Source organism: Verrucomicrobium sp. BvORR106 (assembly GCF_000739655.1).
Taxonomy (GTDB): Bacteria; Verrucomicrobiota; Verrucomicrobiia; order Verrucomicrobiales; family Verrucomicrobiaceae; genus Verrucomicrobium.
Map to the genome: position 1 here is coordinate 1 of NZ_BATR01000094.1, position 13,852 is coordinate 13,852.

The following is a 13,852-nucleotide window of genomic DNA, read 5'->3' on the forward strand; positions in this document are numbered from 1 at the left end:
CACGCCGGGCTTTCAGCCCTCAGATCCTTCCCAAAAAAAGGAGGTCATCGGCCACGCCACTTTTTCCCTGATGGCATTGCGTTTACGCGGAACTCCAACCCTGTTTGAGACCTTCTAGGAAAGGTGAGTCCGTCTTGTGAGGTTGCCATCTGCTAATAGCATCATGCCTCCTCGATTTTCTTGGAGGCATTGATCCCAAACGACAGGATTCCTGCCAGGGTGAAGGCGATCGCGCAGGCGATGAAGAGTTCCTGTTGGTCACCGTTTTTGTCGAAGGTCTTCAGGAGCCATCCGGCGGTGGCGGCCTGGATGGCGGCGCCAAAGTTGCCCCACATGTTGGCCCAGCCGAAGATGGGGGCGACGTTGCGTCCGCCGACATCCTGGGCCCAGGCCCAGACGGCAGGCAGGGCGGAGTCGGTGGAGAAGACCATGAGTCCCAGGCACACGGCGAGCAGCCAGGGGCTGTCGGCCCACAGGCAGGCCAGGCACATGCCCGCTGAAAGGAAACGGGTGACGGACAGGGGAAGCAATCTTCCGAGCCGCAGGCCCAGCTTGCGCGTCAACCAGTCCGTGAGCAGTCCACCCAGGAGCAGGCCGAACATGCCGATAAACAGCGTGAGCGTCGAGATGTAGCCGTTCATGTCCTCACTCAGGTGGCGCACATCCCGCAGATAAGTGGACATGGAGTTGATGACAAAGGCCCAGCCGAAGTTGGTAAGCATCTGGTAGAAGCACATCATCCACAGGCTGCGGTCACGAAGGACCGCCTTGAGCGGAAACCGGTAGCCGGTGCCTGCTGGATTAGCGTCAGGAGTGGGAACCGGTCTGCCTTCTGCCAGCAGCGCGCGCTCTGCCTCATTACTGCCGGGGTGTTCCTCCGGCGTCTCCCGGAAGGCTAGCCAGAAGAGCCAGGCTACCAGCAACCCCGACAGCCCATACGCCCACCCCGCCCAGCGCCAGCTGCCGAAAAGGAGGATCACTTTCACCGTGATGAGCGGGGCCAGCACAAAACCCAACCGTCCGCCGAGCGATACCACGCCGCTGGCAAAGCCCCGCCAGTTGATATGGGCCCAGCGGCTCAGGAGGCTGCCACTGATGGGGTAGGCCCCTGCCTCCGCGATGCCGCAGCCGATGCGGGCGATGAAGAGCATCGCCACGCCATTGGCAAAACCGGACAGGGCGGTGAAGGCACTCCATAACACAATGAGCACGGTCATGAGGGTGCGCTTGCCAAAGCGTTCTGCCAACCAGCCAGCTGGCACTTGGGCCAGGGCATAGGCCCAAAAGAAGGCGCTCTTCAGGTGACTCGCCTGATCGTTGGTGAGATGGATCTCGTCTTTGAATGACTGGGAATCCAGCATCCATGCCAGACACGCGCGGTCGATGTACATCAGGAACGCCGAGAGGGTCGTGACGGCGAGAATCCAGTGGCGGACAGGCGTGGGCGAAGTGTTCAAACGGGTGACAAGTTCAAGCAACTACGCTGCCACTCGCACCGGGTCTTAGTGGATGAGCACTAATGTATCACAACGGGAGACATTGAGGTGGGGCAGAGGGGAGGGGCAAGAAACTTCAATATTCAAAAAGCAAACTCCAACGGGAGCCAAAGACACGAATGCTCCAGGCAAGGTGGTGGGGTCGGGCGGGTGTGAAGGTTCTCTCGCGTGATTCGCGTAGACGGCGGGGTAGGGCGGATCCTGCGCGAGGGAGCTCAACTTCAACGTGATGCAGAGAAATGGGCGGTCGGCACCTGGGAAAACGGGGCCGTCGGGGGCCGTCTGTCAAGCGAGTTTACCGTCAGGCTTGGCAAGCGAAAATCGCCCCCCTGCACGTTTTGGGTTGCCGCTGGCGGGTGGGGTCGCTAATTCACCCCTGCACGTTCCTCCCCCTCATTGATCCATGAATCTGAAACACGTTGAAACCATCGCCCGCGAGCTGAATGTCAAAGCTGCGCAGGTGAGTGCCACGGCCACGCTGATCGCCGAAGGCGGCACCGTCCCGTTCATCGCCCGTTATCGTAAAGAGGTCACCGGCTCGCTGGATGAGGTGGCCATCACCGGGATCCGCGACGGCATGCTGCGTCTGGCCCAGCTCGATGAGCGCCGTGAAGCGATCGTGAAGTCCCTGGATGAGCGCAAGCTCATGACGGATGCCCTCAAATCGAAGATCGAAAAGGCTGAGACCATGGCCGTGCTGGAGGACTTGTTTGCCCCCTTCCGTCCGAAGCGTCGCACCCGTGCCACCATCGCCAAAGAAAAGGGTCTCGAGCCCCTGGCCGACTTCATCGAGCAGAACCAGCCCATCTCCAGCGCTGATCCGGCCAAGGAAGCGGAAAACTATATCAAGACCGAAGACGTGGCGGATGACCTGAAAGTCGCCAATGCGGAAGAAGCCCTGGCAGGTGCCCGCGACATCATCGCAGAGCGCGTGAGCGATGCCGCAGAAGCTCGTGCTGCCATTCGGCGGCTCATCGCAGAGCAGGCCACCATCAGCTCCAAGGTGATGTTTGGGAAGGAAGAGGACAAGGACGCCGCGAAGTTCCGCGACTACTTTGACTGGAGTGAGCCGCTCAAGGCCATCCCTTCCCACCGGATGCTCGCGATCCGTCGTGGTGAAAAGGAAGGCTTCCTCATGATGCGCATCACCGCACCTGAAGGTGAGGCCATCCGGCTTCTCGAATCGCAGTTTGTGAAGGGGCATACCGCCTGCGCCAAGCAGGTGTCCGAAGCCGTGCAGGATGGTTACAAGCGTCTTCTGGCTCCCTCCATGGAGACCGAAGCTCGGCTTGAAGGCAAGAAGAAGGCGGACGCTGATGCAGTGAAGGTCTTTGCAGATAATCTCCGCGAACTCCTCCTGGCTGCTCCGCTGGGCCAGAAGCGGGTGATGGGCGTGGACCCCGGCTTCCGCACCGGTTGTAAGATCGTGTGCCTCGATGCGCAGGGCAAGCTGTTGCACAACGACGTGATCTACCTGCTTGGTGAGGGCAACTCACTTGTGCAGGCCCGAACCCTGATTCTCAACCTGGTGGAACGCTTCAAGATTGAAGCCGTGGCGATCGGCAACGGCACTGCCAGCCGCGAGACAGAGATGTTCTTCAACAAGATTGGTCTGCCCAAGTCCATTCTCATCCTCATGGTGAATGAGAGCGGTGCTTCCATCTACTCCGCCAGTGAAGTGGCCCGTGAAGAATTCCCCAATCACGACATCACGGTGCGTGGTTCTGTATCCATCGCCCGCCGTCTCATGGATCCCCTTGCCGAGCTGGTGAAGCTCGATCCCAAGTCCATCGGGGTGGGCCAGTATCAGCATGATGTGGATCAGACCCTGCTGAAGGACGGGCTGGACGACGTGGTCATGAGCAGTGTAAACGCCGTGGGTGTGGAAGTGAACACGGCGAGCAAGCAGCTTCTGTCCTACGTCTCCGGATTGAACCAGAGCTTGGCTGCCAACATCGTGGCGTACCGCAATGAGAACGGTCCTTTCAAGAGCCGTGCTGAGCTGCGCAACGTGCCGCGTCTTGGTGACAAAGCATTTGAGCAAGCCGCCGGCTTCCTGCGCATCCGTGCTGCGGAAAACCCGCTGGACTCCAGCGCCGTGCACCCGGAGCGCTATGAAGTGGTGACCCGCATGGCGAAGGATCTCTCCTCCGATGTGAGTGACCTTCTGACCAAAGAAGAGCTGCGCAAGAAGATCGACCTTAAGAAGTACGTCACGGAAGAGGTCGGCCTGCCCACCCTTCAAGACATCGTGAACGAGCTTGCCAAACCCGGGCGTGACCCGCGCAAGCAGTACGAGGTGTTCAAGTTCCAGGAAGGCGTGGAAAAGCCGGAAGACCTTAAGGTCGGCATGAAGCTCCCGGGCATCGTCACCAACGTGACCGCCTTTGGTGCCTTTGTGGACATCGGCGTGCACCAGGACGGTCTCGTTCACGTGAGCCAGCTCTCAGATCACTTTGTGAAGGATGCCAGCGAGGTGGTGAAGGTGCAGCAGAAGGTGCAGGTGACCGTGACGGAAGTGGATCTCCAGCGCAAGCGCATCGCCCTCTCGATGAAATCCAATCCCGACTTTGAGAAGAAGTCCGGCGGCGGCGGCGCGGGCGGTGGCAATCGCCAAGGCCCTGGTGGTGGTGGCGGCGGCGGCGGAAATCGCAGCTTCGGTGGTGGTGGCGGGAACCGTGGCAGTGGCGGTTTTGGCGGCGGCTCCGGTGGCGGTGGTGTGGACTGGTTCTCCGCAGCCGTGTCCAAGGGCAAGAAATAAGCGGTTGCCCGGTGCCGCGTTGAGATAGGAACGATTTATGAAAACCCCGGCCTGCATGATGCGGCCGGGGTTTTCATTTTGGTGGACGCCTTTCGAGTAGCGAGACAGGACCAGAGTTCGTCGAGGCCTGGGGAGCGCACGCATCCTGCGTGCTGTTCCAGGCATCTTGCCGGGAACGTCAGTCCGCGTGTGGCCTCGCGAGCGGCAACCAAACCAAACATTCGAGTGACGTGGAGGCGTTGAAGACGGTGGGTAAGAAAGCGGATGCTGTCGGCCTTCCCACCTGAGCTCCATCGTTGGATGGTACCCAAGGTAGACTCGCTTACGGCTCGTCCAACCTTGGGCTGTGCTACAAATCCCCTTCGGGGATTGGCTGCGAACTGAACCGCAACCTGCTTGGTCGAAGCTCTTCCTCGAAGAGAATGGAACGACAAGCCCGCAGAGAGGCCACCTCGGTTGACAACCGGACAAGTGGCGGTTTTGTCTTCGCGCTTCGCCTATTGGAACTCACTCTTTGTCTGCCACAATGAATGCCCAACAATCAGCCACGGTGTTTCAGGTGTCCAACCTCGATGCCGCCCTCAAGCATTACGTGGAGGTGCTCGGCTTCAAGGAGGATTTTCGATTTGGAGAGTACGCGGGGGTGACGATGGGTGAGGTGTGTGTGCACCTTTGTGCGCATTCCATCCACCAGCGCCCGGTGGGTGGGGGTACGGTCTGCATCTTCTGCGATGAAGTGGACTCCTATTACCTGCAGATCCTGGCCAAGGGTGCGCAGCTCAAGACGAAACCGCAAGATTACCCCTACGGCATGCGGGACTTCATGGTGGTGGACCCAGATGGGAATCACCTGTCCTTCGGTTGTGAAACGAAGGCATCATAGATTCTATTGGGCATCGGCTTTGGCAGCCAGTGCAGAGGGGCACTGGCTGCTGACGATGGCGGGAGCCTCGTGGATCAGGGCATCGTTCCTCAAGGCCTCTACCATGAAGAGAGCGTAGTCGGTGCGTCGGGTGCGGTTGCTTTGCAGCACGGGATCCCCCACATGATGGCGCCATACAGGCAAGCCTTCGCTCGGGCCCTCTTCGAGGTCACTGCCGCGTACCACCGTCCAGCGCCGACCACTGGCGAAGATGCGTCGACAGGCTTCAACCTGGTCATCGATGTCAACGGCGCGAAGCAGCCGGGCCAACCACGTCACGACTTTCACGGTCACAAGAAAAGTGCGGGAGTACTGGTCCTTCCCGTCCTTGGTGATGTGCCAGCCGCAGGAGAATACCAGACGAGCCTCAGGCGGAGCAAAGTCCAGCACCGCTTGGGCGGTGCCAGAGGAGTAGTGTTGCATGCCCCATGGCGCAAGCACCGTGAGCACGCCATCGCACCCCTTCACTGCCTGCTGAATCACTTCCCGGTCGTCCGTTCTGCCCGGCAAGATGGTGATGCGATCTTTAAATCGATCAAGCTTGGGGACGCTGGTTGGGCGGCAGACTCCCACCACTTCATAGCCTCTGTCGAGGGCGTGTTGTATCATGTATTGCCCTGATTTGCCGGAGGCGCCAACAATACAAACTCTACCGGATTTCTGCGAATGCATAAGGGGGGATTTTGGAGGAAACTGTTCCGGGTTGTGGAGTCCCCGTCAAGCAAACTGAAGGTAGGGCGAGGTTGCAATTGCTTCACCACAAAACCGAACCAGCCCCGGGCCACAGGCATTGGGCCTGTGGGCAGCCGACACAAGGTCGACACTTCCGGGACTGGTTTAATGGTCTAAATCTTGGATGGCAGGGAAGTGGTAATTCTACTTCCCATGTTCAGAAACTAATTCGTCTGCCGAGCGTTACTGGATGCCCAGGGATTCGAGGAGGTAACTGTCCACGCGCCCGGTCACCGGTAGGTTGTAGTCCTGCTGGTAGTTGATGATGGCGGAGCGAGAGCCTGGGCCGATCTGGCCGTCCACCTCTCCGTAGTAGTAGCCGGCGTTCGCCAGTTCCACCTGCACGGCATACAGGGTCTCCATGTCATAGCCGTAGCCATCATAGGTCGAACGTGCCGGGTAGCTGTAGCTGGGCTCATAGTAGGTGGGGCCGCTCGTGTCGAAGATGAACGTGGCCATCAAGTCGTTGTAGTAGCGGTGGCGGTGGTTGACGCGATAGTAGTCGTAGTCATAGTCCCAGCCGTTGTTGCGGTACCAGTCGTGCGAGTGGTGCTCATGACGGCTGTGATAGTGCCCACGATCACGATGGCGGGCATTGTGGCTGTGGCGGGGTTCGCGATGGCTGCTGACGTAGCGGTTGCGATCCCGGCTCCGATCACGATCGTTGTCGCGACGGACAACGTGGTTCCGGTCAGAATCCCGGCGAACAGGGGCGCGGCGAATGTCGCGATGACGGTCGTTGCTGCGAGCCAGCGCACGGCTCCGGACTTCTCTCTCACGTTGAGAGATTGCAGAAGACCTCTTGGGAGGGGAACTGCGGCTCACGCGGTGGTCGCGATTGCGATCATTGTCACGTCGATGGACGGATGCGGAAGCCAGACGGTGCTGGGGCGCACGGCTGCGCGGTGAGGAGCGCGAGGCCACATGCCGTTCGGCAGGCTTGCGGTGGATCGTGCGCGACGGGCTGGGCCGGTGTCGGTTGCTGGCCACGGCGTGGCTTCTTGAACTGTGGCTTCGCGAAGTGGAAGACTTGCGGGCGACGGTCTTGGGGCTACCGCGGTTTTCACGGTGTTGCACGCTGGACCGGCTTTTCTTCTTGCCGTGGTCATCATCCTTCTTCTTCGCTTCCGCCGCAGGAGGGACGCTCAGGCCCAGCGCCAGCATGGCCGCCAGAGCTGGCGTGAGATATCGTGTGGGGGTCGTTTTCATGTGAGTCATCATCTTGGTTCACAGGTTTCGACGCCCTCTCATCATGAGGTATTCAAGTATTGGGAAAGATAGAGAGACATTTTGGCACCAAAAAAGAGGGCCGTTTGGAGACGGCATACGTACCGCCAATATATTATGGATCGGGAATAATTGACCAGATTGAGCGATGTTAACTCATCGAACTTGGTGTGATCGAGGACACAACGAAAAAGCCGCTCCCCGGTAAAGGGGGCGGCTCAGAGATGCAAAACCGCGTCTGGCGTTGATCAGAGGCTGATCTTGGTGCCCAGCACTTCCAGGAACTTGGCCAGGAAGGCAGGATGGGCTGGCCAGGCGGGGGCGGAGACCAGATTGCCATCCACGAAGGCTCCATCGACGGCGATGTTTTGAAACTCGCCCCCGGCCAGCGTGACTTCAGGGCCGCAGGCATAGTAGCCAGCGCACTTACGCCCTTTCAAGCCGCCCGCTGCCGAGAGGAGCTGCACGCCATGGCAGACGGCGGCAATGGGCTTCTTCGCCTCGACGAAGTGGCGCACGGCCACCAGCACCTCTTCGTGAAGGCGGAGGTACTCCGGGGCGCGACCGCCGGGGATGAGCAGGGCGTCATAGTCAGCGGGATTGATCTCGGCAAAGGTCGCATTGAGCGTGAAGTTGTGACCGGGCTTTTCCGAATAGGTTTGGTCGCCTTCAAAGTCGTGGATGGCGGTGCGCACCTTGTCGCCAGCCTTCTTGTCCGGGCAGACGACATCGACCTGATGCCCCACCATGACGAGCGCCTGATAGGGCACCATCAGTTCGTAGTCTTCGACGAAGTCACCAGCCAGGCAGAGGATCTTTTTTGCGCTCATAGATGGCAGGAGATTACGAAACGGGCACTCGTTTGGGCGAGCAGAATCGCGACAGGGCTGGGATGTCACCAAATTAGGTTCTCCGAGTCGAATCCCTGCTGAAGCGGTGAAGGATGATTTGGAGAAGTGGCGTTTGTGAGAATCATGCATCGCCATTTCGCCGCCATCATTGCCGTCCTGCAGGTCTTTTCCATCGTGGCCTCCGCAGACAATGCGGTCGCCGTAAAGGAGCAGCTGATCGCATTGGGCGGCAAGCTGGTGGAGAAGGGCGGTGCCATCACGGAGCTTACGATCACGGACTGCAAGAAGCTTGGCCCCGCCGAGTTCAAGCTGATCGGCCAGGTGACCTCATTGAAGAAGCTGACTCTCTACGGCGGTTGCCATGGGTTGAACGATGAAACGCTGCCCAGTCTGGCGGGCCTGAAAGAGCTCGAGGCCATCGGCACCGATGGCCTCAAGGTCACCGACGACGGGCTGAAGCATTTTGCCGCGTTCGGCAACCTCAAGCAGGCGTCATTCTTTCACACCTCCTTTGGCATGCCGGGCTTCACTGGCGTGGGCTTTGGGCACCTGAAGGCCTGTCCCAATCTGGAGCGGCTGACCGTCGCAGGAATCTCCATGGGAGACGATGGATTCGCGGCCATTGCGACCATCTCCCAGCTCAAGGACTTCTCCACCTGGCACACATACCAGACCGAGGCAGGAAATGCCCACATCGCCAAACTTCCCAATCTCCGCTCTCTGAAGCTGGGGCAACGTCTCCCTGGCAAGGACCGGAAAGCCACCAGCCTGAGCGATGCCTCGCTACCGACCCTCGTCGGCATGAAGACGCTGGAGGATCTGAAGATCGGTGAAGCACGCTTCACCCTGGAAGGGGTGAAGGTGCTGAAGGCTCTCCCTGCTCTGAAAACACTCCTGCTTTACGAAACCGACTTTCCTGAAGCGGCTGTCGAGCCTCTGAAGCAGGCGCTGCCAAACGTGAAGATCACGCTTGAGCCTCTCACTGAGGCTCAGCGGAAAAAGTTGGACCAGTACGTGCCCTTGTGAGCAGGGGGTGGGATCGGGGCGCTGACCGGCCGGACCAAATCTCTCAATAAGGTGGCCAAGTCATCCATCAGGAGCCTCACCTTGGCGGGATCATACATCTTGATGTCGAAGTGGGCGTGTAGGTCCGTGCTCTGGTTCGTCTCCAGCCCCACGAGATTCATCCCCCAGGGAATGGATGGTGTGCCTTCCTTGGTTCGCCAGTTACCCAACTTCAACCCGGTGGCGAATTCTTCCGGCAGATCCGGACGACGTCGGTGGTTGATGATGATCATCGGGTGAGGTGCGAAGCGGTTGTCCTTCTGGCGGGCCAGAACCAGTTCTTCAAAAGGCAGATCTTGGTGCAGGGTCATCTCGTGCACCAGAGCCGACAGCTCTTGCAGCGCTTCGCGAAAGGTGCCTTTCAACTCCGGCAAGGGCATGACCACTAGATTGACGTAGAGTCCTGGCAGAGGATTCAGCGCAGGACGGCGACGGTCCGTCACGTAGCGCCCGATGAGTGCTCTGGGGGCGGTGCCATGCCGGCCCAGTGCAATGAGCATGGCCGTGAAGATCACGTTCGCGAGGGTGGTGCCCTCAGCCAGGGACAGATCTCTCAAGCGTTGCACCTCCTCCAGGGGAATCGTGTTCTTCACCCGACATTGGCTTACGTCCGGAGTCGCGGGTGGGTCATTTTGCCAGCGGAGTCCGGTGCAGGCGGGGGCGGGTTCCTTTTTGCCCAGGAGTTGGTTCCACCAGTTCACATGTCTGCTGTAGGCCGGGCCGGTGGGTTCAAGCCATCTACGCTGCCAGCTGGCAAAGTCGGCAGTCTGGACCGTGAGGTGGGGCAGGGGCGTGCTTGCCGCATTGTCTTCTCCCATGCGTTCCCGGTATATCTGGGAGAGGTCTTCCAGAAGAATGTTTACAGACTCCCCATCACAAAGGATGTGATGGAGGATGATGCAGAACCGGTAGTCACCTTCACCCACCTTGATGAGATAGAATCGTGCCAAGGGGCCGGTCGTGAGGTCGAACGGCAGGCGCTTGAGTTGAATCAGCCGGGACTTGGCCTGTTGTTCAGCATCCTCCTGGTCGGAGAAGTCAATAATCTCAAGGGGACTTAACGGCGTAGGATGAACGCGTTGGGAAGGGATGCCGTTCTCGTCAGTGAAGGTGGTGCGCAGCGCCTCGTGCCGCTCGATCAGCCGGGTCACACTTGCAGAGAGTTGCTCCAGGTGGAGTTCAGCCCCTGTCAGAGTGAGCTTTCTCAGCACGGTTTGCCGGGGGTCGGGACCTTTTTCCACGTACTCCCTCCACATGCGTTCCTGGGCAAAGGTTTGAGGAATTGCGGAGGTCCGGGCGACGGGGATGATGGGAGGTTCGTCGAGTTCGGCAGGAGAGACGCTGAGATGGGTGGCCAGGGCATCAATGGTGACGTGCTCCCACAGCAGGGAGGGGGGCAGCTCCCTTCCCAGCCAGGAGGCGAGGTCACCCGTGATCTCCAGCATGGCCATGGAGTCCATGCCGAGGCTGGTGAAGGGTTCCGCAGCCTCGATGTAGCGCTCAGGCTGCTGGAGGATGGTGGCGATACGAGTCGTAAGCCAGGCTGTTATTTCCTCTTTGGTCATGAAACGGGTCTGCTTTTCAGGTGTTGATCAAGGTAGAGGCGGCGGGCGGCGTGCCGCTGGATCTTGCCGCTGGAGGTTTTGGGCACGCCCATGGGCGGGAGCAGCACGAGGTCATGCACGCTGATGCCATGTTGCTCGGACACGCCCTGGCGGACGCTTTTCAGGATTTCGTTCCGCAGTGTTTCTGCGTTTTCCACGGCGGGCGGAGAAACGGATTTCTCTGGGAGTTTTTCAGGGCGTCCCAATTCTGCCAGGACCACCAGCCGCTCGGTGCCGTCCACTTCAACGGAGAAGGCCGCACTGGCATTTGATCTCAGGCGGGAGTGACTTGCCTCGACCGTCTGTTCGACGTCCCCAGGGTGGTGATTTTCCCCGGCGATGATCATGAGGTCCTTGAGGCGGCCTTCCACCCACAGTCCGTCTTGCGTCACGCATCCCAGATCGCCAGTGCGCAGATACGGGGCGTCATCGCCCTCGGCCAGCCGCGCCTGGAAAGTGAGCGAGGTTGCTTCTGGTTGATTCCAATAACCGGCGGCGACATGTGGGCCTCGCACCCAGATTTCACCGGTGGTGTCGGGAGGCAACTCGGTCAATTGCTGGGGATCGACGATCAGGATCTCGCTGTCGAGCCAGCCTCGTCCACAGGAAACCTTGTCGGAGCCTGGACTCGCTCCATTGCCCCGTGTGACGGGAATTTGACCGGGAGTTCCACCAGCAACAAACAGGGTGGCCTCAGCAAGCCCGTAGCAGGGATACAGCGCGGTCTCCCTGAATCCGAAAGAGGAAAATGCCCGGGAAAAGTTTCTGAGCGTCTCCGCGCGGACGGGTTCTGCCCCGTTAAATGCGACCTTCCAGCAGGAGAGATCCAGACCCTCCATTTGCGCGGGGGTGACCTTTCTTGCGCACAGGTCATAGCCGAAGTTCGGGCCTCCGCTGGTGTGGGCCCGGTAGCGGGAGATGGCACGGAGCCAGCGCACCGGCTTGGTGACGAAGGTCTCCGGCGGCATGAGCACCGCGTGTGCACCCAGATAGAGAGCCTGCATCACGTTTCCGATCAAGCCCATGTCATGAAACAACGGCAGCCAGACGACGATGGTGGAGCTCGCGTCCTGGGCGAATGCATGTCTCAGCATCTCATGATTGGCCATGAGATTGGCATGAGTGACAATCACCCCTTTGGGCGCTGAAGTGGACCCTGAGGTGTACTGGAGAAATGCGATGCTTCCGGCGTGCAGAGCAGGTGGTTGCCAATGCCCGGCCGTGTGGATGGATAGCGTCTCCGTGGCCATCCAGGGGATGCTCTGCATCTCTGGTGCCGCATCCCTCTTCGAGAGCATGGCGGTGGTGGTAAAGACGCAAGTGGGCCGGGCGTCGTCGAAGATGCACTGGAGCCGCTGGAAGTTGCGGTTCATTCGCGGCGGGAACGCGGGCACGGCAATGACGCCGGCGTAGAGGCAGCCAAAGAACGCGACCATGAACTCCAGGCCTGAGGGGTAGAGCAACAACACCCGCTCTCCCGGCAGAATCTGCGCAGCCTGGAGATGCGCCGCGATGGATCGCGCTCTCTCGTCCAGCTCGGCATAGGTGACTTTTGCGGTCTCGTTTTCACCATCACCCAGGAGGGTGAGAGCGGGAGAGTCACCGTGGGCTGCCGCGGCACGTTGCAGGTGCTCCACCCAGGTGCACGAGGGCGATAGACCGGGGGTATCGGGCAAGGCGGAGTTGGCGAACAAGGCTGGCAAGATCAGGCGGCGATGGAGGGTTTCCGCGGCAGGATGCGACTGGGCAGGCCATGCCTCTGTCGGAGGGTGAGGAGGGGGGCGATTTCCACCGAATGGGCACAGGGCACCACCTGGAAGCGCTGTGCCAGTGCTGCGAGAATGAGCGGCCCCTCCAGCATGGCGAAACCCATGCCGAGACATTGGTGCCGGCCTGCTGAGAAAGGCAGGTGGGCGTACTTGTGCCGGGTGGAGGAGGGTGCTTCCTCGAACCTTTCCGGGCGGAACTCCCAGGGTGAATCCCAGTGCACCGGATGACGGTGGGTGGTGTAGGGGCAGATGAGCACCGAACCTCCGGCAGGGATCTCCTGCCCCCCGATGCTGGCGGCTGAAAGCGATTTGCGCATCATGAACCACACTGGAGGATAGAGCCGCATCGCTTCTTGAAACACACAACGGGTGTAGGTGAGTCGGCCCAGATCAGCATGAGACGGCGGAGCTCCCATCAGCGTCTGTTCCAGCTCCTGGACCAAGCGGGTCTCCACCTCGGGATGAGAGGCCAGCAAGTGCCACGCCCAGGTGAGGATCACGGCCGTGGTTTCATGACCGCCCAGGATCATGGTCACCACCTCATCCCTGATCTGTTTTTCCGTAAGCGGCTCGCCCGTGGTGTTGTCGATTCCCCCCATCAACAGCGGCATCAGGTGAGATTCGTGCACGCCATCCGACGATTGTTTCCTCGCTTGTTCCATGATGCCCTGCACCAGAGCGTCGAGCTCCGCCAGGGCTGACTTGAAGTCTGTGTTCCTTCCAGGGGAGAACTTGTGGGGCTGGTTGAAGAAGGTCCCGGCAAGCTGTCCCAAGTCGTCGATGATCGAGGTGACTGATCGGTCCACCCGGGCCAGATCCTCTCCGAGCCCCGTGGAGAACAGGCATTGCAGAATGATATCGAGGCTGAGTTGCCGCATGTGTGCCGACACATCGATCACCTCTTCCGCACCGGCTGCGCTTTCCCAGCGCCTGAGCCAATCATCCGTGCAACGTCTGACCACGGGAAGAAAGGAATGAACGCAAGGCTCGCGAAAGGCCGGCTGCATGAGCTTTCGCTGGGATTTCCAGTAGGGGCCGTCACTGGCCAGCAACCCTTGCCCGAGCAAGACGGTCACCAGCGGTGTCCTGACAAAATTCTGGCTTTGCAGGATATTGCGGATGTCAGTTGGGTCGTTAAAGAAACTAATTTCTCCATAAGCAGACCGGTACCGGGCTTGATCTCCTTGTTCGTCCAGAAGGGTGAACAGAAACTCAAGGGAACCCGGAAGAGGAGGGCGCTGGTTGGTCGCGGTGGCGGACCTGGAGGGCGTGTCTTGCGGCGCTATGAACATGCGTGGGCTAAATTCCCATCATGATCATTGATCGATCTCTTGCCAATCTTCATATAATTGCATCATGACAATTATTGCATGTTCGATGCAAACATCCTGCTAATGCATCCAGCTTCTCCATGATGGAGAGGCT

10 protein-coding genes are annotated in these 13,852 nt (G+C 59.7%); 3 read left to right on the plus strand and 7 right to left on the minus strand.

Annotated elements, in window-relative coordinates; genetic code table 11:
• Positions 1-161 precede the first annotated feature (161 nt).
• Positions 162-1,457 carry an MFS transporter gene (locus tag BV106_RS15380; RefSeq protein ID WP_038166138.1) on the minus strand — a complete coding sequence of 432 codons (1,296 nt, stop codon included), beginning with the start codon at positions 1,455-1,457 and terminating at the stop codon, positions 162-164.
• A 442-nt stretch (positions 1,458-1,899) separates the two neighbouring features.
• Here BV106_RS15380 and BV106_RS15385 point away from each other — a divergent pair, with 442 nt between their 5' ends.
• Entirely contained in the window at positions 1,900-4,257 is a 2,358-nt protein-coding gene (locus tag BV106_RS15385; RefSeq protein ID WP_038166140.1) for a Tex family protein, read from the plus strand.
• 526 nt (positions 4,258-4,783) lie between these two features.
• The gene (locus BV106_RS15390; RefSeq protein WP_038166141.1) at positions 4,784-5,140 is read left to right on the plus strand and encodes a glyoxalase superfamily protein; all 357 of its coding nucleotides are present in this window, start codon (positions 4,784-4,786) and stop codon (positions 5,138-5,140) included.
• A 3-nt stretch (positions 5,141-5,143) separates the two neighbouring features.
• Here the strand turns inward: BV106_RS15390 and BV106_RS15395 are convergent, their stop codons facing one another.
• From BV106_RS15395 to BV106_RS15405, 3 genes are all read right to left on the minus strand, one after another.
• Positions 5,144-5,851, minus strand: a complete 708-nt coding sequence (locus BV106_RS15395; RefSeq protein WP_038166143.1) for an NAD(P)H-binding protein — start codon at positions 5,849-5,851, stop codon at positions 5,144-5,146.
• A 243-nt stretch (positions 5,852-6,094) separates the two neighbouring features.
• Complete coding sequence (locus BV106_RS38530) at positions 6,095-7,120, minus strand: peptidoglycan-binding domain-containing protein (protein WP_265595707.1); 1,026 nt, start codon at positions 7,118-7,120, stop codon at positions 6,095-6,097.
• A 266-nt stretch (positions 7,121-7,386) separates the two neighbouring features.
• Positions 7,387-7,968, minus strand: coding sequence for a DJ-1/PfpI family protein (locus tag BV106_RS15405; RefSeq protein ID WP_038166146.1), 582 nt, complete (start codon positions 7,966-7,968; stop codon positions 7,387-7,389).
• A 144-nt stretch (positions 7,969-8,112) separates the two neighbouring features.
• On the opposite strand from BV106_RS15405, the gene BV106_RS15410 reads away from it, so the two are divergent.
• Positions 8,113-9,015 (plus strand): hypothetical protein, encoded by a 903-nt coding sequence (locus BV106_RS15410; protein WP_038166148.1) that lies wholly within the window; start codon positions 8,113-8,115, stop codon positions 9,013-9,015.
• Here the strand turns inward: BV106_RS15410 and BV106_RS15415 are convergent.
• The 3 genes from BV106_RS15415 to BV106_RS15425 are packed head-to-tail and all read right to left on the minus strand — an operon-like array spanning position 8,979 to position 13,719.
• Entirely contained in the window at positions 8,979-10,619 is a 1,641-nt protein-coding gene (locus BV106_RS15415; protein WP_038166149.1) for a condensation domain-containing protein, read from the minus strand. The genes BV106_RS15410 and BV106_RS15415 overlap by 37 nt on opposite strands.
• Complete coding sequence (locus BV106_RS15420) at positions 10,616-12,361, minus strand: fatty acyl-AMP ligase (protein WP_265595708.1); 1,746 nt, start codon at positions 12,359-12,361, stop codon at positions 10,616-10,618. Before BV106_RS15420 ends, BV106_RS15415 begins: the two co-directional genes overlap by 4 nt.
• Positions 12,362-12,363: 2 nt before the next feature.
• Complete coding sequence (locus BV106_RS15425) at positions 12,364-13,719, minus strand: cytochrome P450 (RefSeq protein WP_038166151.1); 1,356 nt, start codon at positions 13,717-13,719, stop codon at positions 12,364-12,366.
• Positions 13,720-13,852: the final 133 nt, after the last annotated feature.

Excerpts from the sequence above, each read along its gene's own strand:
- BV106_RS15405 (WP_038166146.1), bottom strand. The coding sequence starts at position 7,968 with ATGAGCGCAAAAAAGATCCTCTGCCTGGCTGGTGACTTCGTCGAAGAC.
- BV106_RS15410 (WP_038166148.1), top strand. The coding sequence starts at position 8,113 with ATGCATCGCCATTTCGCCGCCATCATTGCCGTCCTGCAGGTCTTTTCC.
- BV106_RS15415 (WP_038166149.1), bottom strand. The coding sequence starts at position 10,619 with ATGACCAAAGAGGAAATAACAGCCTGGCTTACGACTCGTATCGCCACC.
- BV106_RS15385 (WP_038166140.1), top strand. The coding sequence starts at position 1,900 with ATGAATCTGAAACACGTTGAAACCATCGCCCGCGAGCTGAATGTCAAA.
- BV106_RS15425 (WP_038166151.1), bottom strand. The coding sequence starts at position 13,719 with ATGTTCATAGCGCCGCAAGACACGCCCTCCAGGTCCGCCACCGCGACC.
- BV106_RS15390 (WP_038166141.1), top strand. The coding sequence starts at position 4,784 with ATGAATGCCCAACAATCAGCCACGGTGTTTCAGGTGTCCAACCTCGAT.
- BV106_RS15395 (WP_038166143.1), bottom strand. The coding sequence starts at position 5,851 with ATGCATTCGCAGAAATCCGGTAGAGTTTGTATTGTTGGCGCCTCCGGC.
- BV106_RS38530 (WP_265595707.1), bottom strand. The coding sequence starts at position 7,120 with ATGAAAACGACCCCCACACGATATCTCACGCCAGCTCTGGCGGCCATG.